The sequence below is a fragment of the Sphingomonas faeni genome (genome assembly GCF_040407505.1).
Lineage (GTDB): Bacteria > Pseudomonadota > Alphaproteobacteria > Sphingomonadales > Sphingomonadaceae > Sphingomonas > Sphingomonas faeni_E.
Genome location: NZ_JAPZPQ010000004.1, coordinates 288,865 through 310,526 on the forward strand (window position 1 = coordinate 288,865; position 21,662 = coordinate 310,526).

Annotated in this window: 23 protein-coding genes; 9 read left to right on the forward strand and 14 right to left on the reverse strand. The window is 66.1% G+C overall.

The annotated features are described in order from the left end of the window. Nucleotides 1-23: 23 nt before the first annotated feature. The 3 genes from O6X71_RS14535 to O6X71_RS14545 are packed head-to-tail and all read right to left on the reverse strand — an operon-like array spanning nucleotide 24 to nucleotide 2,594. Nucleotides 24-1,106, reverse strand: coding sequence for an acyltransferase family protein (locus O6X71_RS14535; protein WP_353466453.1), 1,083 nt, complete (start codon nucleotides 1,104-1,106; stop codon nucleotides 24-26). Beyond that, nucleotides 1,103-2,446, reverse strand: coding sequence for a putative O-glycosylation ligase, exosortase A system-associated (locus O6X71_RS14540; protein WP_353466454.1), 1,344 nt, complete (start codon nucleotides 2,444-2,446; stop codon nucleotides 1,103-1,105). The genes O6X71_RS14535 and O6X71_RS14540 overlap by 4 nt, the downstream gene beginning before the upstream one ends. After that, complete coding sequence (locus O6X71_RS14545) at nucleotides 2,439-2,594, reverse strand: hypothetical protein (RefSeq protein WP_353466455.1); 156 nt, start codon at nucleotides 2,592-2,594, stop codon at nucleotides 2,439-2,441. The genes O6X71_RS14540 and O6X71_RS14545 overlap by 8 nt, the downstream gene beginning before the upstream one ends. A gap of 100 nt (nucleotides 2,595-2,694) precedes the next feature. Here O6X71_RS14545 and O6X71_RS14550 point away from each other — a divergent pair, with 100 nt between their 5' ends. From O6X71_RS14550 to O6X71_RS14560, 3 genes are all read left to right on the forward strand, one after another. Then, nucleotides 2,695-3,903, forward strand: a complete 1,209-nt coding sequence (locus tag O6X71_RS14550; RefSeq protein ID WP_353466456.1) for a TIGR04063 family PEP-CTERM/XrtA system glycosyltransferase — start codon at nucleotides 2,695-2,697, stop codon at nucleotides 3,901-3,903. Then, nucleotides 3,903-4,709 carry a hypothetical protein gene (locus O6X71_RS14555; protein WP_353466457.1) on the forward strand — a complete coding sequence of 269 codons (807 nt, stop codon included), beginning with the start codon at nucleotides 3,903-3,905 and terminating at the stop codon, nucleotides 4,707-4,709. The genes O6X71_RS14550 and O6X71_RS14555 overlap by 1 nt, the downstream gene beginning before the upstream one ends. 105 nt (nucleotides 4,710-4,814) lie before the next feature. Then, a complete protein-coding gene (locus O6X71_RS14560) occupies nucleotides 4,815-6,383 on the forward strand; it encodes a spinster family MFS transporter (RefSeq protein WP_353466458.1) in 1,569 nt (522 codons plus the stop codon). Between the two features lie 252 nt (nucleotides 6,384-6,635). Here the strand turns inward: O6X71_RS14560 and O6X71_RS14565 are convergent, their stop codons facing one another. Then, entirely contained in the window at nucleotides 6,636-7,172 is a 537-nt protein-coding gene (locus O6X71_RS14565) for a superoxide dismutase family protein (RefSeq protein ID WP_353466459.1), read from the reverse strand. A 44-nt stretch (nucleotides 7,173-7,216) separates the two neighbouring features. Beyond that, a complete protein-coding gene (gene thpR / locus O6X71_RS14570) occupies nucleotides 7,217-7,774 on the reverse strand; it encodes an RNA 2',3'-cyclic phosphodiesterase (RefSeq protein ID WP_353466460.1) in 558 nt (185 codons plus the stop codon). Between the two features lie 122 nt (nucleotides 7,775-7,896). On the opposite strand from thpR, the gene O6X71_RS14575 reads away from it, so the two are divergent. From O6X71_RS14575 to O6X71_RS14590, 4 genes are all read left to right on the forward strand, one after another. Further along, the gene (locus O6X71_RS14575; RefSeq protein WP_353466461.1) at nucleotides 7,897-8,646 is read left to right on the forward strand and encodes a Bax inhibitor-1/YccA family protein; all 750 of its coding nucleotides are present in this window, start codon (nucleotides 7,897-7,899) and stop codon (nucleotides 8,644-8,646) included. 88 nt (nucleotides 8,647-8,734) lie between these two features. Beyond that, nucleotides 8,735-9,514 (forward strand): transglutaminase-like domain-containing protein, encoded by a 780-nt coding sequence (locus O6X71_RS14580; protein WP_332754336.1) that lies wholly within the window; start codon nucleotides 8,735-8,737, stop codon nucleotides 9,512-9,514. Between the two features lie 80 nt (nucleotides 9,515-9,594). Then, complete coding sequence (locus O6X71_RS14585; RefSeq protein ID WP_056051272.1) at nucleotides 9,595-9,894, forward strand: hypothetical protein; 300 nt, start codon at nucleotides 9,595-9,597, stop codon at nucleotides 9,892-9,894. A 236-nt stretch (nucleotides 9,895-10,130) separates the two neighbouring features. Then, on the forward strand, nucleotides 10,131-10,685 hold the full coding sequence (locus O6X71_RS14590; protein WP_435368493.1) for a hypothetical protein: 555 nt from the start codon (nucleotides 10,131-10,133) through the stop codon (nucleotides 10,683-10,685). A gap of 159 nt (nucleotides 10,686-10,844) precedes the next feature. Here O6X71_RS14590 and O6X71_RS14595 read toward each other — a convergent pair whose 3' ends face one another. From O6X71_RS14595 to O6X71_RS14625, 7 genes are all read right to left on the reverse strand, one after another. Further along, nucleotides 10,845-11,573, reverse strand: a complete 729-nt coding sequence (locus tag O6X71_RS14595; protein WP_353466463.1) for an extensin-like domain-containing protein — start codon at nucleotides 11,571-11,573, stop codon at nucleotides 10,845-10,847. 1 nt (nucleotide 11,574) lies between these two features. Next, nucleotides 11,575-12,336 carry an NUDIX hydrolase gene (locus O6X71_RS14600; RefSeq protein WP_353466464.1) on the reverse strand — a complete coding sequence of 254 codons (762 nt, stop codon included), beginning with the start codon at nucleotides 12,334-12,336 and terminating at the stop codon, nucleotides 11,575-11,577. A 158-nt stretch (nucleotides 12,337-12,494) separates the two neighbouring features. Further along, nucleotides 12,495-13,466: an FAD:protein FMN transferase gene (locus O6X71_RS14605; protein WP_353466465.1), complete on the reverse strand. Its 972-nt coding sequence runs from the start codon at nucleotides 13,464-13,466 to the stop codon at nucleotides 12,495-12,497. 39 nt (nucleotides 13,467-13,505) lie between these two features. Continuing rightward, nucleotides 13,506-14,345 carry a DUF4198 domain-containing protein gene (locus O6X71_RS14610; protein WP_353466466.1) on the reverse strand — a complete coding sequence of 280 codons (840 nt, stop codon included), beginning with the start codon at nucleotides 14,343-14,345 and terminating at the stop codon, nucleotides 13,506-13,508. A gap of 10 nt (nucleotides 14,346-14,355) precedes the next feature. Next, nucleotides 14,356-14,850 carry a DUF2271 domain-containing protein gene (locus O6X71_RS14615; protein WP_353466467.1) on the reverse strand — a complete coding sequence of 165 codons (495 nt, stop codon included), beginning with the start codon at nucleotides 14,848-14,850 and terminating at the stop codon, nucleotides 14,356-14,358. Between the two features lie 11 nt (nucleotides 14,851-14,861). Next, nucleotides 14,862-15,518 (reverse strand): PepSY-associated TM helix domain-containing protein, encoded by a 657-nt coding sequence (locus tag O6X71_RS14620; RefSeq protein ID WP_353466468.1) that lies wholly within the window; start codon nucleotides 15,516-15,518, stop codon nucleotides 14,862-14,864. 109 nt (nucleotides 15,519-15,627) lie between these two features. Continuing rightward, a complete protein-coding gene (locus tag O6X71_RS14625) occupies nucleotides 15,628-16,395 on the reverse strand; it encodes an SDR family oxidoreductase (RefSeq protein ID WP_353466469.1) in 768 nt (255 codons plus the stop codon). A 223-nt stretch (nucleotides 16,396-16,618) separates the two neighbouring features. Here O6X71_RS14625 and O6X71_RS14630 point away from each other — a divergent pair, with 223 nt between their 5' ends. After that, nucleotides 16,619-17,896 (forward strand): lipopolysaccharide biosynthesis protein, encoded by a 1,278-nt coding sequence (locus tag O6X71_RS14630; protein ID WP_353466470.1) that lies wholly within the window; start codon nucleotides 16,619-16,621, stop codon nucleotides 17,894-17,896. A gap of 13 nt (nucleotides 17,897-17,909) precedes the next feature. On the opposite strand, the gene O6X71_RS14635 is transcribed toward O6X71_RS14630, so the two are convergent. Next, nucleotides 17,910-18,959: a glycosyltransferase family 2 protein gene (locus O6X71_RS14635; protein ID WP_353466471.1), complete on the reverse strand. Its 1,050-nt coding sequence runs from the start codon at nucleotides 18,957-18,959 to the stop codon at nucleotides 17,910-17,912. A gap of 292 nt (nucleotides 18,960-19,251) precedes the next feature. On the opposite strand from O6X71_RS14635, the gene O6X71_RS14640 reads away from it, so the two are divergent. Continuing rightward, the gene (locus O6X71_RS14640; RefSeq protein ID WP_353466472.1) at nucleotides 19,252-20,817 is read left to right on the forward strand and encodes an amino acid permease; all 1,566 of its coding nucleotides are present in this window, start codon (nucleotides 19,252-19,254) and stop codon (nucleotides 20,815-20,817) included. 39 nt (nucleotides 20,818-20,856) lie between these two features. Here O6X71_RS14640 and O6X71_RS14645 read toward each other — a convergent pair whose 3' ends face one another. After that, on the reverse strand, nucleotides 20,857-21,603 hold the full coding sequence (locus tag O6X71_RS14645) for a hypothetical protein (protein WP_353466473.1): 747 nt from the start codon (nucleotides 21,601-21,603) through the stop codon (nucleotides 20,857-20,859). Between the last annotated feature and the right edge of the window lie 59 nt (nucleotides 21,604-21,662).

Below are 21,662 nucleotides of genomic sequence, written 5' to 3' on the forward strand. Positions count from 1 at the left end.
GGAGGGGAGTGGGCACCGACCTGTTACGGACGCCCCTCCCCCGACCCCTCCCGCATGAGGGAGGGGAGCCTGTTGAGCCAGTGTTGGGCGGGGCGTTCTATTAGATGATAGAGCGCTATCGAGGTCAGCAGGACCATTGCCAGATACAGCGCGATCTTCGTTGGCGATACTGCCGTTGCGTCACTGACGAAGACGAGTTTGAACGCCTTCCAGAGAATGAAGTGACTGAGATAGGTCGCGTAGCTGATCTCGCCGAGATAGTGCGTCCATCTCAGTTCGAACGGGTTGGCCGGCTTGTTGGCAGTCAATGCCAGCAAAAGTAGGACCGCTGCGAATAGTGCCGGAACGACCATAGTTTCCGGCGCGCCGGCGATACAGCTTCCTGCGACAAGCACGGCAACCAGTGCAGCGCATATCGGCGCTCGCGACGCGCCACGCCAGCGCAACCATAGCGCGCAGACTATGCTGCCGGTCGTAAACTCTACCAGGCAGCGAAGCAGGCCGTAGCGCGGGATGTCGGTGCCGAGCGTCGGCGCGTCCATCGCTAGGTGCAGGCCGATCAGCAAGCCGCCGGCAATCGCCAGCAATGCCCAGCTCGGCAAACGCCGCCAGTCCACCGCGATCACCAGCACCGGAAACAGCAGGTACGCGCCCAGTTCGGCGCTGATCGACCAGGCCGGGTCGTTCCAGGCGAGGTGATGCGTGAAGCCCCAGTTCTGGAGCAGCAGGATGTGGAGCGGCAATTCCGAGAAGACGAACTGCGGATCGCTGCGGCCGGTTGCGCGGAGCAGCAGGGCCAGCGCGACGGCGCCGCCTAAGGTGACGAGATGCAGAGGCCAGATGCGGGCGATGCGTTTTTGCAGGAAGCGCGGAAAGCTTCTCGCGCCGCCGGTACGAATGCGGTCGGACCAGGTCAGCCAGATCACGAAGCCGGACAGCAGGAAGAAGAAGTCGACCGCCAGGTACCCTTTGGCAAAGACGTCGCGCACGCCGGTCGGCAACCCCGCGATAGACAGGCGGATGTGATAGAAGACGACGAACCAGGCGGCGATCCCGCGAACGCCGGTCAGCGCGCGCAGTTCGTGAACGGGCGTGCGATCCGTCACGCCGGAGATGGCACGGCACTGCGGCGCATCGGCCGGAACGATTGCTCGCTCCGCTTGCGCGCCAGATACGTGTCGAGGCCGATCTGTGCGCCGATCAGCATGTAGATGAACGGCTGGAAGGCGATCGCGATGAACCCTGCGCCGAGCAGGTAGACGATGTGCCCGCTTTGCAATGCCGCTGCAAGCGGTCCGGCCCAGGCGAATTCCCCGTCCGGATCGCTGTAGCGGCGGCGTATGAATTCCATGCGGACGATGCCGATCAGGTTGATCGCGAGCCATATCGCAAGGCCGGGATAGCCCTGCTCGCCGAGCATCTCGAAATAGGCGCTGTGATACGCGCGCGCCTTGTCGACCTCGACCTTGGGGGCCTCGGCTGCGCCGGGCGTGGTCTTCAGGTCATAGCGGATGTGGTTGCCGAGATACGCGTTGAAGCCCCCGCCGAACGGGTTCGCCTTTGCGTATTCGATCGTCCATTTCCACACCGCGAGCCGCGTCGAGGCGGATTCGTCCGCGTCATAGGTCTTGATGGTGTTCATGCGGTTGGTGAAGGTCGACGGCAGGAACGGGATCGCCGCCAGCCCCAGCACGCCGAGCATCGCCAGATACGCGACCTTGCGTTTTACGTTGCGGATCGACAGCAGCGCGAGGAGGCCGATGCAGAGCAGCCCGGTGCGCGTCGACGTGCCGACCGGGATCAGCAGGCAGGCGAAGACGAGCGCGAGGCAATAGGCCTTCACGCGCCAGTCCGGCCGGAAGATCGTGCCATGATGCATGAACCAGATGATGATCGGGACGATCGCGATCGCGACCGCGCTGATCGTGCTGCCCTCGTACAGGCCTGAATTATTGTCGACCATCAGGTTGAGCTGGCCGTAACCACCGCCGCCGCTGGCGATCGTCTTGATCCCGCCGACGACGATGATCGACGATGCGGCGAGGATCATGAACAGCAGCAACGCCTCGATCCGCACGCGCGTGCGCAGCGTCAGGGGGAGGAACGCGGCGAAGGCGAGCGCCTTCCACACCCAGTCCCATTTCTCTTTGGCCTCGACCGGGAAATCCGCGGCGATCGTCGTGCCCCAGCAATAGAGCAGCAACAGCACGATCAGCACCTGACGTCCGCCAACCCGGGTGTCGCGTTTGTCGTCGGCGAGGATCCATCCGCCGAGCGCCAGCGCGACCGCGATCAGCGAGATCGGCACGCTGTTGAGCAGTAGATAGGTCAGCCGCTGCGGCGAGACGATGTCGATATAGACATAGACAAGCACGAGCAGGAACGGCCGCTTGAACCCCATTCCGAAGAACGCGAGCAGGAAGGCGATGAACGCGAGATCACGCATCGGGGCGAGGTTTCTCGGTGGATTTGCGCTTGGTATCGGCGGTGTCGTGCGGGCTCGGCTCGCGATCGAGGTCGGGCCGCTTGAGTAGCAGGAACGCCGCGAGCATCATCAACCCGTGGCTCAGGCCGAGCGCGAGATTGTCGATCATGGGTACGGCCTCCTTCCCGGATATGCGGGCTTCGTGGAATCGTCTGTACGTCTAGTCGGTTGACGCGCCGTTAAGCGATCTGTGGCAGGGGGATAGCACGATGCGTATCCTTCATATCCTCGATCATGGCCTGCCGCTGCAAAGTGGCTACACGTTCCGCACGCGGGCGATCCTCAAGGCGCAGGAGGCGCTCGGCTGGACTGTCGCTGCGGTAACCGGCCCGCGGCATGGTGTCGCGCCTGCTTCGGTTGAGTCGGTCGACGGGCTCACCTTCCACCGTACGGATGCCGGTGTGAAGCCGGGACCGGTTGGCGAAGTCGTCGGGATCGCGGCGTTTGCCAAGCGGATCGAAACGGCGGTCGATGCCTTCAAGCCCGACATTCTCCATGCCCACTCGCCGGTGATCGATGCGCTCGCAGCGCTGATCGTCGCACGGAAACGCAAGCTGCCTTTGGTTTACGAGATTCGCGCGTTCTGGGAGGATGCGGCGGTCGGCAACGGGACGGGCACGGCGACATCGCTGCGGTATCGCGCGACGCGGGCGCTGGAGACCTGGGCGGTGCGGCGGGCGGATGCGGTTGCGGTGATCTGCGAGGGCTTGCGCGGCGACCTGATCGCGCGGGGAATCTCCGGGGACAAGATCATGGTCTCGCCAAACGGCGTCGACCTCGACCTGTTCGGTAACGCGCCGCCGCGTGACGATGCGCTGGGGGCTGAACTGGGCCTCGACGGTGCCGACGTCGTCGGGTTCATTGGCAGCTTCTATGATTACGAAGGGCTCGACGATCTGATCGCGGCGATGCCAGCTCTGGTGGCGCTGCGGCCCAAGGCGCGGCTGTTGATGGTCGGCGGCGGGCCGATGGAGGCGGCGTTGCTTGCACAGGCGGAGGCATCGCCGGTGGCGGACGCGATCCGCTTCGTCGGGCGCGTGCCGCACCAGGAGGTCGAGCGCTATTACGGGCTGGTCGATATCCTCGCCTATCCACGCAAGCGGATGCGGCTGACCGATCTGGTCACGCCGCTGAAGCCGCTGGAGGCGATGGCGCAGGGGCGGCTGGTCGCGGCCTCGGACGTCGGCGGGCACCGCGAGCTCATCCGCGACGGCGATACGGGCACGCTGTTTCCACCCGACGATCCGCGGGCGATCGCGAATGCGCTGGCGGGGATGTTCGCGGATCGCTCAGGGTGGGACGAACGGCGTGCGCGGGGGCGTGCTTTCGTCCAGGAAGAGCGTAACTGGTCGTCAAACATTCGCCGTTATGCTCCAGTCTATGAACGGCTGATCGCGGCCGCGGTGCGGGAAAATTAATGGCAGAGTTTGCTCTTCGGACTTTGCAGCGTGGCAATCTGAATCGTCTGGTGCCGATCGTCGGTGCGGTTGTCGGGGGCTTGATCGCGGCGGCGGGCGTGGTGCTGTCGTCGGGCGATTCGCTGGAGGCGCTCGTGTCGGACACGGGTATCGCGGCGCTGATCCCGATGGCGGCACCACCGCTCGGAGCGACGGCGCGCGCGATCCTTGCGCTGGGGGCGGGGGCGTTGGTCGCGGCGATCCTGTGGTCGTCGCTGTACCTGCTGTTCGGGCCGGGAGGTGTGTTTGCCGGAGCACGTCCGCGGGAGGACGGCGTGCCGATAATCCGCCGCGCCGACGCACATCCTGACGCACCGCCGCGCAAGCCGATGTCGGCGGCCGATCTCGGTACGCCCTTGATGGAGGTCGGCGTTGCGGGCGCGGCCGATGGGGCCGCGCGCGATGAGCGGGCTATTCCCGCCGATCTCGACCTGCCGCTGGCCGCCTATGATCCGAAGGCGATGCGGCCGGTGCCGATGGAGCCGGCCCGGCCGGTCGCAGCGCTGGTGCAGCCGACGATGGTCGCGCCGGTGATCAAGTCGGCGTCGACGGCCGAGCCGGAGACGTTCGTGACCGCGCCTGCGCCAAAGCCGGTCGAGCCGCCGGTCGCCGAAACGTCCGAACCGGTGGAGGAGGTCAGCGCGCCGACGCCGATCGCCCGGCCTTTGCGTGCGCAGGCCGAGCCGACTACGCCGCCGACGATCGAGACGCTGCTGCAGCGACTGGAACAGGGGGCGCTTCGTCGCGGACGGATCGGGTCGCACTGAGGTAGACGCTCGCCGCTCGCTCTGGCGTACCCCAGCCTGCCGAAAGCGCTGTTTCTCCCTTCTCGCCTCTGATACCCATAGCTCGAAAAACATCGGGGAGGGATCATGGCAAACGCCGAAACCGTTACGGGCGAGCCGGAGAAAGGCGCGTCGCGCTATGCGTGGTACGTGTTGTCGATCCTGTTCCTCGTCTACGTCCTGAACTTCGTCGACCGGCAGATCATCTCGATCCTGGCGGAGGACATCAAGCGCGACCTAGGGCTCAAGGACCAGGATCTCGGGTTCCTGTACGGCACCGCGTTCGGGGTGTTCTATTCGCTGTTCGGCATTCCGCTGGGGCGGCTGGCGGACAATTGGCACCGCGTCAGGCTGATGACGATCGGGTTGTCGCTGTGGTCGGTGATGACTGCGCTGTCGGGCTTCTCGAAGACCGGCGGGCATCTTGCCGCGGCGCGGATCGGCGTCGGGATCGGCGAGGCTACCGCGAGTCCGTCGGCCTATTCGATCATTTCCGATTATTTCCCCAAGCGGCTTCGCGCGACGGCTTTGTCGATCTACTCGGCCGGATTGTACGTGGGCGGCGGCTGTTCGTTGTTCATCGGCGGGCTGATCGTGCAGGGCTGGAACAAGGCGTATCCCGGCGGCGGGCCGCTCGGGCTGGTCGGCTGGCAGGCGGCGTTCATGGCGGTCGGCGTGCCGGGGCTGTTGCTGGCGGTGTGGATCGCGACGCTGAAGGAGCCAATCCGCGGGCTCGTCGAGGGGCTGCCCGAGCCGGAGAAGCATCCTGCGCCGTTCCGTGCGTTCGGGGCCGAACTGGTGACGATCGTGCCGCCGCTGACCTTGATCGGTGCCGCCATGGGCGGGGCGCGGGCGCTCGGGTACAACCTCGTTGCGCTCGCTGTGGTGGTCGCGGCGGTGTCGGGGCTGGTGGCGGCGGGCGAGCCCTGGCCGCAATGGGTGGCGATCGGGATCGGCGTGTATGCGGTGTTCTCGTGGGCGTCCGCGCTGAAGCGGCGCGATCCGCCGACCTTCGCCCTGATCGTCGGGACGCCGGCGTTCCTGTGCACGGTAGTCGCGTACGGGTTGAACGCGTTCCTGAGCTATGCGGCGAGCTTCTGGGCGGCGCCCTATGCGTTGCGCGAACTGGGTGCGACGCCGGCGTCGGCGGGGTTTATGATCGGCAGCCTCGGCGCGACCGCGGGGTTCCTCGGGCTGACGATCGGCGGCGTGGTGTCGGATCGGTTGCGGCAGCGCAATCCGGCGGGGCGGTTGTGGGTGGTGATCTTCGGCGCGGTCGTGCCGGTGCCGTTCCTGATCCTCGCCTTCACCGCGTCGTCGCCGGCAGCGTTCTACACGGGGATCTTCCTCGCGCAGTTGACCGCGTCGTGTGCGCTGGGGGCGGCGGCGGCGACCACGCAGGACATGGTCCTGCCGCGTATGCGGGGGACGGCGACGGCGACGTTCTTCATCGGGACGACGCTGATCGGGTTGGCGCTTGGGCCATATATGGCGGGGCGGGTGTCGACTCTGACCGGGAGCTTGTCGATCGGGATGCTGTCGTTGCTGGTGGTGACGCCGATTACGCTGGCATGTGCGGTGGCGGCGTACCGGTTGGCGCCGCGGGCTGAGGCTACGCGGGAGGAGAGGGCGCGGGCCGCGGGCGAGGCGGTTTAACCGCTCCTGTTGAACCTATCCCGGCCACCCCCTTCCGTTCGTGCTGAGCGAAGTCGAAGCGTTCAAATTTGGGGCGTGCCCTTCGACTTCGCTCAGGGCGAACGGGGATGGGGGCGGGTCAGTGCACAAAACATGTGCTTCGATACGCGCCCTCGATGCGCCGCCTTCGGCGACTACTCGGTCTCTATTCAGCACGAACGGAAGTCGTGCAGGCGAATGTGCCCCTCCTGAAGATTAGGAGGGGCCACGCACTTAGCCCGCCTGGAACACGCCGCAGGCGATCCGCCCGCCGCTGTTGCCGGCCGGGTCGGTCATCAAATCGTCCGGACCCGCGTGCACCACGAAGGCCGAGCCGTCCGTGTCCATCAGCCCCGCCATCGTCGCGCCCGGGATCGTGATGCCGATCGTGCCGCGGCCATCGGTGCCGATGACGAGGTTGGGCAAATCGCCTTCATGCGGACCCTGGGGGTTCATGCTACCATGCTTCATGCCGGTCGGGTTCCAGTGGCCGCCCGCGGTCGTGAAGTCGGGGGCGTCGCAGCGGCCGACCATGTGGATATGCGCGCCGTGCGTGCCGGGGGGCATTGCCTTGGCGTCGAGCGTGAAGCGGAGGCCGCCGGCCACTTCGGTCGCCGTCGCGCGGCCGACATCGCTGCCGGTCGCGGTCTGGAGCGTCGCGGTGGCACGCTGGCCGCCGGATACGGGGGCACCGGTCTCCATGCCAGTCTTCTCGCAGGCGGTCAGCCCGATCGTCGCCGCGCCGAGCAGTGCCAGTGTCGCAATCCGCATAGTGTATCTCCCTGTTGATCTCTTGGCGAACCCTCCGCCGTGGCTCAGGTTCCACCCCCGGTATCGAGCGCCCAACGTGCAACCGGTTCGTACGTCGCGCCGTCGCGACCGAGATGGCTCTGGTACAGCACGAGATGGGGTAGCGGGAAGGGCGCGCTCGACAGTGCGGCATGCGTCGCTAGCCAGTCCTCAATCGCGAACCCGACGCCCGCCGACCGCGCCAGCCGCGCGACGGTGATGTGTGGAAGATACGCGCGATGTTCGGGCGGGAGGCCGGCACGAACGCACGCCTGGTCGACCTTGCGGTGGAGCGCGGCGAGCGCGTCGAGGGGCGTCACGCCGGCCCAGAGCGTATCGGTCCGTCCGCGCTTCTCGAAGCGGCCGACTCCGGTGAGCGCGACGCGCGGAACCGGCGCGACGATCTGGCTCAAAGCGACCGCGACGTCCTCAGCGACCGGTCGTTCGACCTCGCCGATGAAGCGGAGCGTCACGTGCAGCTGCTCCTCGTCCTGCCAGCGTGCGGTGGGCACGCCCTCCATTATGTCGAGCAAGCTCTGACGGATAGCGGGCGGCGGGCGGAGGGCGACGAAAAGGCGGATCATGGATTGCGGCAGGTTAACTGCGAACCACCATGCCGATGCAACCACTCTGCTTGAAAAGCGTCCTGTAAAAGACGATATTCACCGTAACCGGCACCATGCCGGACAAAGGAGCTAATTTCACAATGGCTAATTGGTCTGACCCCCAGCCCCGCGCCGCGCCGTTCGGAACGTCGGCCACGGGCCAGCGTACCGAGGCCTATGACGCTGGTCTCCGTTCGTACATGCTGTCCGTGTATAACTACATGGGTTCGGCAGTTTTGCTCACCGGCATCGTCGCGATGCTGTTCGCATGGGGCGGCGCTGAGTCGCCTGCCGCACAGGTGTTCATGAGCGGCGGCATCCTGAAGTACGTCATCATGTTCTCGCCGCTCGCGATCGTGTTCGGCATGAGCTATGGCCAGAACAAGATGTCGACCGGCACGATGCAGATGCTCTTCTGGGGCTTCGCCGTCCTGATGGGCCTGTCGATGTCGACCATCTTCCTGGTCTATAGCGGCACGTCGATCGCGGGTGCGTTCTTCGCCACCGCAGCCGGTTTCGCTGGTCTCAGCCTGTACGGCTACACCACCAAGCGCGACCTGTCGGCGTTCGGGACGTTCCTGATCATCGGTGTCGTCGGCCTGCTGGTCGCGAGCCTGATCAACATGTTCCTGCAGTCGGGCGTGATGCAGCTGGTGATCAGCGGCGTCGGCGTGCTGTTGTTCGCGGGCCTCACCGCCTACGACACGCAGCGTACCAAGAGCCTGTATGCGCAGGTCGCCGGTACGGACATGGTCGGCAAGGTCGTGATCATGTCGGCGCTGAGCCTGTACCTCGACTTCATCAACATGTTCATGTTCGTGCTGCGTCTGTTTGGTAGCAGCCGCAACTAACTCCCGCTAAGGGTGTGACGAACGCAGGGCTCGGCGGGACACCGCCGGGCCCTTTTCTTTTGGCCTCGGGACAGGAATGGGACGCGCAATGCGGCTCTCGATCGACGTGCGTCTGGACTACGGGATCACGGGGGATGCCGATGTGCTCCTCCAGATCGAGGCGGCGGCGATGGCCGACCAGAAGATCGAGTCCGAGTCCCTCACTCTGTGGTCCGATAGTCCGATCCGGGCGGTGCGCGGCGAGGATGGGATCGGCCAGCGTTGCTGGTCGCGCGGGCATGGGCGGTTCACGGCCGAGTATAAGGCCATCGTCGCCGTAAATCGCGAGCGGGTGCAACTCGAGCTGTACCCGGCAACGCCACCGCGGATGCTCGACGGGGAGCTGACGCCGTATCTTATGCCGAGCCGCTATTGCCCGTCAGACCGGTTCGAGGGCTTCGTCGCGCGCGAGTTCGGCGGGCTGGAAGGCGGTCCGCTGGCGGCGGCGCTGACCGAGTGGGTGTACCAGTCGCTCGACTATCGCTGTGGATCGAGCAGCGGCGAGACGACCGCGCTCGATACGTTTGCGTCGCGCTCGGGAGTGTGTCGGGATTATTCGCACCTGCTGGTGTCGCTCGCGCGGGCGGGTGGGATTCCGGCGCGGTGCGTCTCGGCCTATGCGCCGGGGGTCGATCCGCCCGACTTCCATGCGGTCGCGGAGCTGTGGCTGGCAGGCGACTGGCGTTTGATCGATGCGACGAAGATGGCGACGTGCAGCGATATCGCGCGGGTTTGCGTCGGGCGCGATGCGACCGATATCGCGTTCATGACGGTGTTCGGGCAGGCGTATCTGTGGGAGCAGACGGTGAAGGTGACGCCGCTGGATTGAGCCTCTCTCCGGCGCGGTTCGGGGGAAACAAAGCGCCCTTCGACCGTTGGTCACCGCCAAGATTAAAGAGGGACGTCGCAATGACCGACATAGACAAGAGCGCGCTGGATAGCCTGTCCGTAGCGCCCGACGACAAGGATGCAGAGGGCAAGAGCTCGGGTCGCGATCCGCGCCAGGAAGCGGGCCAGGACAAGTCGATCGGCAAGCGCCTGCAGAAGAACCCCGACAGCGCCGACGCGCGTCTCGACAATGGGCTCGACGAGTCGATGGACGGCAGCGATCCGATTTCGGCGACGCAGCCGGGGTCTGGCACCGAGCCGGCAAAGTCGTCGGGCTATGACGAGGATGCCGAGCGGGCGCTGCGCGAAAAGCAGGCGTAACCCTCGCATCTGCTCAACGAACAGGCGTCGGTCGGCAACGACCGGCGCTTTTTTGTTGCCCAAACGCCTCGCAAGACGATCAAATCGCTTAGTTTCGTTCGGTTCGTCGCAGCCTTGTTGCAGCGCAACAGCTTTCATGGTCGCTTGGTGTTACGGAAAGATGACGCGCGATAGGGTCGTTGTTAACCATCCGAGCGCATAGTCTGCCGGTTCCTTGACGAGAGCGGGGTGACGACATGGCTTCCAGAATGAAACCGGCACAGGGGTCGATGACCCTCGCCGAGATGAAGGAATTCGCGGCTTTTCCGAGTTCGACGCAGCGGTATATCCGGCGTTCGCTCGACGTGGGCCTGGACCGCGAGGACGCGATGCAGCGCTGGTCGCGCGACGTGGTCGAGGCGGCAAGCATCCGGGCGCAGGCGCGGCTCTACAACAACCTCCCCGATCTGCGCGCGATGGTGCCGGACGATAGCGGGCTCGATGCGATCGAGCCGTTCCTGGCGCCGTTGATGACGCTGGTGGCGTTCGACCTGGGGCAGGGGCGGCTGACGAGTTTCTCGGCGTTGCGGTTCCTGTACGAGCGGTTGATCGGGGCGGAAGTCCGGCCGTGGCTGCCCTCGGCGTTCTGCGCGGCGGCGGCGCTGCCGCATCTGAATCCGGAACTGCGGCGGAAGCTGCTCCAGTCGATCAGCGAGGCGGCAGCGACCGCGTCGGGCTGGTCGAGCCGGCAGCCGGCGTTCTTTCCGTACTGGGTCGAGAAGGTGGATTCGGGGACGACCTTGGCGAGCTGAAATCTCGCGGGTAGCGAGGCGGACTGTCAGGGCGTTATCCACCCCAGCGAAGGCCGAGGCCCAATTGGAGAGGTCGCAGTAACGATGCGCACCCCTTCGTTTAGCCAGGTCTCCCAATTGGGCCCCGGCCTTCGCCGGGGGGTAACGAGGGGGATCGGATCACCGACATGCACGCCATCCCATCGACCCTCGGTTAGCCTGGTCGAGATGCAGGTGGTCGGCATGCGCGGCGTTGTAGTCGGGGGACAGCGTCGTCGCGAACAACTGGCACGCGCCGTCGCGGACGTCGCGGAGGAACGCGGCTTTGGGATCGTCGCCTTTCCAGTCTCGCGCTACGGTAATGCGGGTGCCATCGGTCAGGCGGAAACCGGCGATGTCGACCGCGTCGGCAGTCGCGTGTTCGCTCCAGTTGCTCGAATGGCTGCCGGCGATACGGCGGCAACTATAGCTGCCGAAATGATCGATCGTCGCGACGCGTGCGCCGAAGTGCCGTTCGGCAGCAGGCTGGACGATGTCCCATTCCCACATCGCCAGCGCCGCGGCGACCGGACAGGCGACGCCCAACCCGGCAGGTGCGAAGGCGATCTTTCGAGCACCGCCGGTCAGGCGCACGCCGTCTGCATAGCCGCATTGCCCCTCGCCCTTGCGCGGCGGCAGGACGGTGTAGCGGACGCCGGCACGGTCGAGCAGTGCGCGGCATTGGGGGAAATCTTCGGTCAGCGCGGTGAGCTTGCGGCCCGTGAACAGGCCGATCGGCTGGCCGAGATCGAGCGGCGCCCAGGGCACGTCCTGCGGCCGGCCGCGCAGGCTAGCCCACAGCATCAGCGCCAACGTCGCGATGACGACCAGCGCCACCAGCCACCCGATCGTCCTCCGCACCGCGCGCATGTCAGCCGCGCATCGCGTCCGACATCGGCTCCGACGTTATCGGATAGCCGAGGTCGTCGGGGATGCAGAGATGCTCGACGCCATCGCGTATCTCGGTCCACGGCGTGACGGTGCGGATGGGATGCGCGCGGGCTTTAGCTACCGCGGCGTCGAAATCGGCGAACTGCGCAAGGCGTTCGAGATTGCGGCGGGTCGGGAAGATGATCGTCGCGCGTCCGGCATCGGTCTCGGCGAGAATGTGCGCGGCGGTTGCCCAGAACAGGCGGACATTCTCGGTCTCGTCGACCCGCGGGGCGGGGGCGTCGGCGGGCAGGCGGGCGAGATAGAAGCGCGTGTCGAAGATGCGCGCGTGGGCGTGTGCTGGCCGCCAGCGGGCGAAATACTCGAGCGTTTCGAGGTCGAGGGATGTGCTTGCGTCCGCCAATGCTTCGCCAAACGCGGTTCCAGCGTGAAGGGCGGCGCGCAACTGCTCGAAGGCCTGGATGGAGGGCATCGGCGACAGGCCGATCGGCAGCCCGGCCTCCTCGATCGTTTCGCGGATCGCGGCGATGCGCGCGGCGGTCTCGTCGTCGGGTGAGCCTAGTACCGCCGCCAGCGCATGGTCGCCGGGATCGACGCGGCCGCCGGGGAATACCAGTGCGCCGCCCGCGAACGCCATCGCCTTGGCACGCTCGACCATCAGCAGTTCCGGGGGGCCGGCCGGCGTGTCGCGGAAGATGATGAGCGTCGCGGCGGGGATGGCGGGGGGAAGCGCGTCGGTCATTGGCTTTGGTAACGCGCGAGGGCGGGATCGGGTAGCGTTGTGAGGTGGCGTTACTCGGAGGTGGGGCGGTGAGTTAAGCGTGTTCTCCCGCGAAGGCGGGAGTCCAGTCTGGGTCCCCGCCTTCGCGGGGAAAGAGGGAGACGCTCGGTTGTTAGCCGTCAGTCTGCGAGCATCGCGGCGAGTGCGGGAGTCAGGTATTCGCGCGCAATGCCGTCGATTTCGGTGACGAGGCGGGCGGCGATGCGATGATTGTGCGCGAGGTCGAGGCCGTCCGGCCCCAGCACGGTGAGCGCGGTTGCCCAAGCGTCGGCGTCGAGCGCGGTCTGGTGGATGACGCTGGCGGTAACGACGTGCGTTTCGATAGGGCGGCCGGTGCGTGGATCTAGCGTGTGGGCGCCACGGCGGTAGTCGCCGGAGGTAGCCACCGCTTGACCGTGCAGCGCGATCCTGAGCGGGGGGAGTGTCAGGCCGGGCGGACTTTCGAGGTCGACCCACCAGGGATCGCCGTCCGGCTTGATCCCGCGACCGACGAGTTCGCCGCCGATCTCGACCAGTGCGTTCGGGATGCCGACATCGTGCAGCAGGTCGGCGACGGCGTCGACCGCGTGGCCCTTGGCGATCCCCGACAGGTCGAGCGCAGTGCCGCCGGGTTGGCGGAGGTGTGCGCCGGTGGGGGCGAACGAGAGCCGGGACCAGCCCGATGTCGCGAGCGCCGTCTCGATTTCGGGTGTGCTCGGGGGGCAAGCGACGGGGACGGGACCGAAACCCCAGGCATCGACGAGTTTGCCGATCGTCGGATCGAACGCGCCGCCAGTGATCTCGGCGATCGCGAGGCCGCTCGTCATGACGTGTGCGAAGTCGGGTGGGAGCGTCGTCCAGGTGCCGCTAGGCGACCGGTTGAAGCGGGACAGGAGCGAATCCGGTGCCCAGTGGCTCATCTCGGCGACGAGCCTGGCCAGCCGCGTGACGATCGCGGCGCGGATCGACGACGGATCGGCGCCGGCGGGCGCAGCGAAGCGCGCGCTCCACGACGTCCCCATCGTCTCGCCGTGCAGATCGAGCACCACCGCCGAGGGATCGCGCGCCGCGAAAGCCGCGGCGTCGATCGTCGGTGGCAGTGCGATCCTCATGCCGCCAAACTCATGCCGCCAAACTCAGACCCGGACGCCTCAGGGCGTGAGGACTTCGAGCGTCGTGACGTAGCTCATCCGCCGCTCGGTCGCGCGCGGCGAAGTCGCTTTGGCGTCGGTCAGCGTGGCGTTAAGCCAGTACATCCCGGCGGTCGGCCACGAGACGCTCAACACGCCGTCCGCCCCGGTGGTCAGCTCGCGTGCGCCCTCGTCATTGCGATAGCGCTTGCCGCCGGGGATCACCGTGACCTTCAACCCCGCCGCGGGCTTGCCGTCGACCAGGAAGCGGAACTTGGCGGTCTCGCCCGCGACCAGTTCGTCGGGGTGCGTGATCGGCGCGAACTCGAGGCCCTTGCCGGTCGTCTTGAAGACGGTGGTGGTCGGCGCGCCCGCGGTCACGAAGATCTCGTTGCGGCCCGACACCTCGGTGACCTTCACGTCGGTCGCGTTGGCGGGGATGTCGGCGACGGTCAGCGGGGCGGGCGCGTTCGGCTGCGGGGGACCGCGACGACCGCCAAGGCGCTTCTCGACGCCATCAACCTTGAAGCTGCCCATGACGGCGGACATCTGCGTGCCGATCTTCCACGTGCCGGGCTTGTCGAGCTTCACGTCGAACACCGAGCGATAGCGGCCGGTCGCGCCGTTCTGCAGCGTGCCTTCGCTGCCGTCGGGCTGCCAGACCTTCATGCCGTCGAGGCGAAGCGGCTGGTGATCGAAGAAGAAGAGGTCGTTCGAGACCGCGGCGTCGACCGTGACCCAGCCATCGGTCCCTGAGAACACGGTGGCCGAGGGCAACAGCCACATGCGGTGCGCCGACAGTGCGGCGGGGATCGACAACAGCGCGGCGGCGGCCATCAGGCGTGCAACAAAAGGCTTCATGCTGTGATCCTTAGCGGGCGGAGATGGCGACGGCGCCGAGCTCGGTCTTGCCCGTGGTGCGGGCTCCGGCGGTAAGCGGTACGGAGACGAGCTCGCGACCACCGGTCTCGCGCGCAGCCTCGACGTTGAGGACATACTGGCCGGGTTTGACGTCGGTGGGCAGGGGAATCGTGTACTGGCCCGGTGTCCGCGTCGCGCCGCTGACGCCGTCGGCGGGCATCGTCATGCTGCGGCCGCCCTTGCGCCACCACGCGCGCAGGTCCGCGAGCCATTTGGTACCAGGATCGTTGCCGCGCTTCTTCAGGTCGTACCAGACCGCCAGCGTCCGCGGCGCGCCACCGCCGACCGGCTCCAGCCATACCGCGACATAGGGGCGATGATATTCTGCGACGTCGAGCCGCGGAATCGTGATCGTCACCGCACCGGGCGGCGCTGCAACCGCAGGCGACAACAGGGCAGGCGCGGTGATCGCCCCGCCGAGCAACAGGAACGCGGTAGGACGCATGGCGAAACCCCTCAATGGATGAACAGGATGGCGAGCAAGACGGGAAGCGCGAGCCCGGCCGCGACGATCGGCCAGGTCGAGGGCCGGTGCCGCGCGTGGAGTTGCAGCAGCAGGAGTCCGGTGAGTGTGAAGAGGATGCACGCCCCTGCGAAGACGTCGATGAACCAGAACCACGCCGCGCCCGCGTTGCGCCCCTTGTGCAGGTCGTTCAGATACGAGATCCAGCCGCGATCGGTGGTTTCGGCGGTGATCGCGCCGGTCTCGCGCGCGATGCTGACCCAGCCGTCGCCGCCGGGTCGCGGCAAGGCGACATAGGCGTCGCTATCGGACCATTCGACGGGCTTGCCGGCCGGATCTAGCCCGACCGCGTTCGCGACCGCCTTGGCGACGGGAACGGGGAGCGGCGCGTCGGCGGTATGCGGTGCGCTCAGCATGTGGAGCAGCGGGCGCGGTAACGTCCCACTTTTCTCCACGACGACCGGTTTGGCACCGATCGATGCCGCATGATTGAGCGTGATGCCGGTGATCGCGAACAGCAGCATCGCGGTCAGCGACAGCGCCGCGCTGATCCAGTGCCAGCTGTGCAATTGCTTGAGCCACCAGCTTCGCCACTTGCGTTTGCGCTTGACGGTCGTCGCAGGCGACGGGGAAGTTTGGGACGCGTTCACAGAGGTCCGCCTATCGGTTCGCGACAGGCAGATCAAGGCTATTGAGAATAGTTAGCAGAAATGACGAGTGGGTGCCTAGACGTCGCAGGAGGGCGTCGAGGCGATAGCATCAGTCTCCGCGCCGTGCGCGCTCGGCCATCTCGTTGAACTGGTCTAGCGTTTTCGAAAAGCGGTGATCGGCTTCGGCGTTGCGCAATGGGCGGACGCGTTCGACGAGTATCTCGCTCGGCGTTGGCTGTTGCGTCCAGAGCGCCATGACCTCGTCCGCAAACGCATCCAGCGGCATGTAGGCCGAGCGCGTCTCCTGTCCGGGGGTGAGGCTGGTTTGTACGCCGGGGGGCACGATCTCGATGACCTCGACCTTGCCGTCCAACGCGCGACGCAGGCTGACGGTGTAGGAGTGGATCGCCGCCTTGGTTGCGGAATAGACCGGCGCGGTGGTCAGCGGGATATAAGCCAGCCCGGACGTCAGGTTGACGATCGTGCCGCCGGACTGTCCCACGAGATGATCGACCAGCGCGTTGGTCAGCCTGATCGGCCCGAGCAGGTTGGTGACGATCGTCGCCTCCGCGTCGGCGAGATCGCGGCGGGTCGAAATATCCTCCAGCTTCATGATGCCGGCATTGTTGACCAGCACGTTGAGCGCAGGATGTTCGGCGACGAGGCGCTGCGCGAAGTCTTCGATCGCGGCGGGATCGTCGATGTCGAGCGTCATCGCGCTCATGTTTTCCCGCCCTGCGATCACCTCGTCGAGCGCTTCCTGACGTCGGCCGGCAACGATCACCGCGTTGCCCGCATCGTGGAGACGCTGCGCCAGCGCGGCGCCAATACCCGACCCGCCGCCGGTGATGAGGATGGTGTTGCCGGTCGGATTCATGCCGCGTCTCCTGATGATAGCGGCCGTACAACGCAGGCGATGCGCGTTGGATGCCGCGCCATATCGTCGCTCGACCTCGATCGCGAGGCGTTTGGCCGACGTCGACCCCGGTCATGCCGGTTCGGGTAACATCGGGACGCTTGTGAGGCGGGGCCGCCCCCGGTAGGTCGAGAGCATCATGTCCAGCGTCCCGCGTCCTCCGATCCCGCAATCCCGCGGCCATGTGCTACGCTCGATCGGGCATAATCTCGGTTGGCTCGTCGGCAGCCGGGGCGTCGTTGCCGTCCTGTCGTTGCTGTATCTGGGTATCGCGGCCCGCACGCTGGGCGTGACCGGTTTCGGTCGATTTTCGCTGATTACAGGCGCGGCGCAGGCGCTGGCGACGCTGGTCGCCTTCCAGAGCTGGCAGGTGATCGTCCAGTTCGGCATCGGGCTTTCGCACGGCGAAGACGAGTCGAAGCTCGCCCGCCTGTTTCGCGGCAGCTTCATCCTCGATCTGGGAAGCGCGCTGATAGGGGCTGCGCTGGCGATCGCCATTCTCGAGCTTTGGAGCGATGCCTTCGGTATCGGCGCGACGCTCAAGCGTGCGGCGCTCATATTTACCGTCGTCCAGCTCGTGACGATCCGGTCCGCCGCCGTCGGCATCCTGCGGCTGAGGGACAAGTTTCGGCTGGCCGCGATTGCCGACAGCATCACGCCAATCGCGCGCGCGATTGGCGCAATACTCGTCATGATCTTCCATCCCACCGTGCAGGCGTTCCTGGCGGTCTGGGCTGTCGCGGAGGTGCTCACATCGGCGACCTACTGGGGCATGGTCGCGCATATCGGCGATCTGAAGCTGCTGTGGAACGGTGTCGGCTTCAAGCGGATGGTCGAGGAGAATGATGGCATATTGAACTTCGCGCTGAGCACGAACGCGAGTTCGACGCTGGCGCTGGCGAGCAAGCAATTGCCGTTGCTGGCGGTCGGTAACGAGCTTGGCGTCGCCGCGGCCGGTACGTTTCGGCTTGCCGCCCAACTCGCGCAGTCGCTGGGAAAGATCGGCCAGCTCATCTCGCGCGCGGCGTTTCCCGAAATCGTGCGGGCGGTGCAGGAGGCGAAGGATCATACGGTACAACGGCTCGTGCTGCGAACCGTGCTGATGAGCACGGTCGCGGGATCGGCGATCATGGTGATCGCGCTGCTGTTCGGTAAATCGGTGCTCAAGCTGGTGGGTGGGCACGTGTTCGGCCAGGGTCATCTGGTGCTGACCTGGATGGCGGCCGCGGGGGCAATCGATCTGGTCGCGGTCGGGCTGGATACCGTGCTGACCGCGCGCGGCTATGCCGGCCGTATTTTCCTGATCCGGATCGTTAGCGTGGCGGTCATGCTGGCGACTGCGCTGGTCACCTTGCCGCTCTGGGGGGAAGTCGGGATGGCGATCGCCGTCGTCGCCGGATCGGTCACGGTGACGAGCCTGCTCTTCGCCATCACCTACGCAAAGAAGACCCAGACCGCCTGACGCGCGTGCGGATTTATTGCGCGCTGCGCCGACTGGCGCTTGGCAGGTAGGTCGGCAGCGCGCTTCTCGCCCATTGCCGGGCGTTGGATCCTAGCAGGTTGGTCGGCAATCGCGTCAGGAACGCCTTGATCGCCTGGGTGCGGCCGATCTTCGGGATCAGAGCGCGGCAGGCAAGGAGCCAGAAATAGTCGCTCGCCGTGGCAAGTGCGTCCTTGTCGAACACGTGCGTAGCGTCGTTCGCATGGCGTAGCCGCGCCAGCCAATCCCGGGCCCAGGCCAGGAACGCTCCGTCGACATCGGCATCCCGCAAATCGGCGAAGCCCAGCAGGACGTGGCGTTCGACGTCTTCGGTCGTGGCGTCGATCTGCAGCGATGCGAGCATCGGCTGGATCAGCGTTTGTCGGCTGGTCAGGATCTCGCCGCGGAATTGGCGGACGGTTTGTTCGGGATGGAGGCGACGGTCGATCAGGATATCGGGCAGGTTCGCGAGATCATGGTCGCGTTGCAGGCGGACGAACATGTCGACGTCTTCGCAGACACGGTAGCGCGGGTCGTAGCGATACGCCTTCAATATGTCGGCGCGACCCGTGATGGAGGATTGCTGGAAGGCGGACCGGAACAACAGCCAGGCTGCGATCATCGGCGGGCTGAGCGGCGGCATGCGGCTGCCGCGCTTGGGCGATCCGTCGATGTTCATCTTGCCGGCGGCGGATCCGACCATCGCTATGGCGGGATTGTCGCGCAGGAACTCGACCTGCTTCTGCAATCGGGTCGGTCTTGCCGTGTCGTCGCTGTCGAGCCAGGCGATATAGTCTCCGCGCGCGGCGGCCAGCGCCGTGTTCCGCGTCTCCGGGATGCCGCGATTGGCGTCGTGGCGGACGTATCGCAGTCGCGTGTCGGAGAATCGCGCGATCAGGTCGGGCGTGGCATCGGTCGATCCGTCGTCGACGACGATCACCTCGGTATCGGCCAGCGTCTGCGCGAGCGCGCTAGCGATCGCATCACCGACATAATGCGCGCGATTGAACGTCGGGATGAGGATGGAGACGGTTGGTGCGCGCATCCACGCGACTTAGGCGAATGCCCTGCCAAACGCCAACGAACCCGGGCTCAGCGCTTGGGGCGAAAGCGCTCACCCGCGACGATCTCGCGTTCGTGACGCAGGACGGCACGACCCGTGCGGAACCGGGGAGTTCGATATCCAGGTCGCGTTGCATGGTCCCGGGGGCGGGGTGCGCACATCGTTCAGCTTGCTAACCCGCTAAGCCCCGTAGTTCATTAAGAAGATTGCGTCGTCCCGGTTGTCCGCTAGGCATGGACGGGAGTGGTTGGATCGTTTTGACTCCGGGGGAACTATGGCATTTCAGGCCCGAAGGGGCATCGTCGAGCGGATGTTCGCGCGCAAGTCCATCGCGCAGGTGCAGCGAGAAACCGCGGCGAGCGAACTGAAGCGTACGCTGGGCAAATGGAACCTGCTGATGCTCGGCATCGGCTGCATCATCGGCGCGGGCATCTTCGTGCGCACCGGCTCGGCGGCCGCGCTGCATGCCGGACCGGCGGTGCTGCTGTCGTTCGTCGTAGCGGGCATCGTCTGTGCGTTTGCCGGGCTGTGCTATGCCGAGCTATCCTCGACGTTGCCGGTGTCCGGATCCGCCTACACCTATGGCTATACGACGCTGGGCGAGTTCGTCGCGTGGATGATGGGTGCGCTGCTGATGCTCGAATACGGGCTGGCGGCGTCGGTGGTGGCAGTAGGGTGGTCGGGCTATATGGTAAGCCTGCTGGCCGATTTCGGCGTGCACATTCCGCCGCAGTTCACGGGACCGGCCGGGTACCCGTTGATGCGGGGCGGTGTACCCGTGCTCGTCGACGGACAGCCGGTGACGACGATCTTCAACCTGCCGGCCTTCCTGATCTGCTTAGCACTCGCCGCGCTGCTGGTGCGGGGCGTAGCGGAATCGGCCAAGGTCAACACGATCATCGTCGCGATCAAGGTCGGCGTGCTGGTCGCCTTCATCGCGGTCGGCGGCGCGATCGTGCTGTCGCACTTCAACGAACTGGTCGCGCGCAACTGGACGCCGTTCATCCCCGCCAGCCAGGGCGACGGCAAGTTCGGCGTCGACGGCATCATGCGCGCCGCCTCGATCGTGTTCTTCGCCTATGTCGGCTTCGAGGCGATATCGACGGCGGGGCAGGAGGCGAAGGATCCGAAGAAGGACATGCCGTTCGGGATCATCGGGGCGCTGGTCGTCTGCACGTTGATCTACATGCTCGTCGCCGCGATCATGACGCTGCTGGTGCCCTATACCGCGCTCAACGTGCCCGATCCGGTTGCCGTGGTGGTCGACAGTTTCGGCCCGACCTGGAGCTGGCTCGCCAAGCTCATCAAGATCGGCGCGATCATCGGCCTGACGTCGGTGGTGCTGGTGCTGATGTACGGCCAGACCCGGATCTTCTACACGATGGCGCGCGACGGTCTGTTGCCGAGGGTGTTCGCGACCGTGCACCCGACGTTCAAGACGCCCTATGTCAACACGGTGCTGGTCGGCATCATCACCGCGGTGGCGGCGGGGTTCTTCGACATCAACGTGCTCGGCGACATGACCTCGGTCGGGACGCTGTCGGCGTTCTCGATCGTCTGCCTGTCGGTCATCTATCTGCGCCGGGCCGCGCCCGACCTGCCGCGCGGCTTCACCGTACCGCTGTACCCGGTGGTGCCTTTGCTCGGCATCGCGTCGTGCGTCTACCTCATCACGACGGTGCCGATGAAGGTGCTGATGTTCTTCCTCTGGTATCTGGCGGGCGGGGTAGTGCTGTATTTCGCATACGGCATCCGCCATTCGAACCTGCAGCGCGGCGATCCGCAGGACGAGGCGCCCGACATGGGCGAGTATGTCGCCCCGGTCGGGGAGCAGCCCTGAGGCCTGTTCCCCGACCAGCCGCGCGTCAGACGACGCGCGTCAGGCAAAGATCGTTTCCAGGTCGCTAGGCGCGGCGCCTTCCTTCACATCGCGCAACTCGACGTAGATCGCTGCCTGGATGGTGCAGAGGACCATCGTCGTCACGATGCTCACTGCGGTCGTGATGAGAACGCTCAACGAGGTCGGCGTCTGCGCTGCAGCGGTCAGCAGGCCGGTCGGCGCCTGGAGAATCAGAATGACGATCCAGCAGACCAGCAGCAGCCCGAAGATCTTCCACCGCGATCCCTTGGTCAGCGCACGGCTTCGACCGAAGCTCTCGACGACGCCGATCCGTTCCTGGACATAAGCGGGCACCGCGACCGACCATGAGATGTAGAGCATGACCCCCGGCACGAATAACAGCATGAAGCCCAGGCCGATGCCGAGACCCAGCAGGATCGTCAGCCCGATCATCGGCAACAGCATCGCGAAGCCGGCCTTCAGGCAGCCGGCGAAGCTCGGGCGCTCGCCGACCAGATCGCTGATCGTCGCGCGGGTGATCGCGACTTGGAGAACCGCCGATCCGACCCAGGCGAGAAGGCCGCCGCCCACCGCCGCGATTACGATCGGGCCAGCGAATTCCGGTCCGCTGAGACCGAGACGCCAGAGTCCCGCGATCAGCTGAGGGATGCCGGAGAGGATCGCGGCCAGGCCCAGGAAGAGCGCGGCATTACGCCCGATCGCGCCGAATGCGCGGCTCAGGACGCGTCCCATGTCGAAGGTTTCCGCGATCGCATTGCTGGCCATTGAGTTTTCCCCCCGGAGCGGCATTCGCGCCGCAAGCCTGAAGAATTAACGCGGCGATG

Excerpts from the sequence above, each read along its gene's own strand:
- O6X71_RS14540 (WP_353466454.1), bottom strand. The coding sequence starts at position 2,446 with ATGCGTGATCTCGCGTTCATCGCCTTCCTGCTCGCGTTCTTCGGAATG.
- O6X71_RS14545 (WP_353466455.1), bottom strand. The coding sequence starts at position 2,594 with ATGATCGACAATCTCGCGCTCGGCCTGAGCCACGGGTTGATGATGCTC.
- O6X71_RS14550 (WP_353466456.1), top strand. The coding sequence starts at position 2,695 with ATGCGTATCCTTCATATCCTCGATCATGGCCTGCCGCTGCAAAGTGGC.
- O6X71_RS14555 (WP_353466457.1), top strand. The coding sequence starts at position 3,903 with ATGGCAGAGTTTGCTCTTCGGACTTTGCAGCGTGGCAATCTGAATCGT.
- O6X71_RS14560 (WP_353466458.1), top strand. The coding sequence starts at position 4,815 with ATGGCAAACGCCGAAACCGTTACGGGCGAGCCGGAGAAAGGCGCGTCG.
- O6X71_RS14565 (WP_353466459.1), bottom strand. The coding sequence starts at position 7,172 with ATGCGGATTGCGACACTGGCACTGCTCGGCGCGGCGACGATCGGGCTG.
- thpR (WP_353466460.1), bottom strand. The coding sequence starts at position 7,774 with ATGATCCGCCTTTTCGTCGCCCTCCGCCCGCCGCCCGCTATCCGTCAG.
- O6X71_RS14575 (WP_353466461.1), top strand. The coding sequence starts at position 7,897 with ATGGCTAATTGGTCTGACCCCCAGCCCCGCGCCGCGCCGTTCGGAACG.
- O6X71_RS14580 (WP_332754336.1), top strand. The coding sequence starts at position 8,735 with ATGCGGCTCTCGATCGACGTGCGTCTGGACTACGGGATCACGGGGGAT.
- O6X71_RS14585 (WP_056051272.1), top strand. The coding sequence starts at position 9,595 with ATGACCGACATAGACAAGAGCGCGCTGGATAGCCTGTCCGTAGCGCCC.
- O6X71_RS14590 (WP_435368493.1), top strand. The coding sequence starts at position 10,131 with ATGGCTTCCAGAATGAAACCGGCACAGGGGTCGATGACCCTCGCCGAG.
- O6X71_RS14595 (WP_353466463.1), bottom strand. The coding sequence starts at position 11,573 with ATGCGCGCGGTGCGGAGGACGATCGGGTGGCTGGTGGCGCTGGTCGTC.
- O6X71_RS14600 (WP_353466464.1), bottom strand. The coding sequence starts at position 12,336 with ATGACCGACGCGCTTCCCCCCGCCATCCCCGCCGCGACGCTCATCATC.
- O6X71_RS14605 (WP_353466465.1), bottom strand. The coding sequence starts at position 13,466 with ATGAGGATCGCACTGCCACCGACGATCGACGCCGCGGCTTTCGCGGCG.
- O6X71_RS14610 (WP_353466466.1), bottom strand. The coding sequence starts at position 14,345 with ATGAAGCCTTTTGTTGCACGCCTGATGGCCGCCGCCGCGCTGTTGTCG.
- O6X71_RS14615 (WP_353466467.1), bottom strand. The coding sequence starts at position 14,850 with ATGCGTCCTACCGCGTTCCTGTTGCTCGGCGGGGCGATCACCGCGCCT.
- O6X71_RS14625 (WP_353466469.1), bottom strand. The coding sequence starts at position 16,395 with ATGAATCCGACCGGCAACACCATCCTCATCACCGGCGGCGGGTCGGGT.
- O6X71_RS14635 (WP_353466471.1), bottom strand. The coding sequence starts at position 18,959 with ATGCGCGCACCAACCGTCTCCATCCTCATCCCGACGTTCAATCGCGCG.
- O6X71_RS14640 (WP_353466472.1), top strand. The coding sequence starts at position 19,252 with ATGGCATTTCAGGCCCGAAGGGGCATCGTCGAGCGGATGTTCGCGCGC.
- O6X71_RS14645 (WP_353466473.1), bottom strand. The coding sequence starts at position 21,603 with ATGGCCAGCAATGCGATCGCGGAAACCTTCGACATGGGACGCGTCCTG.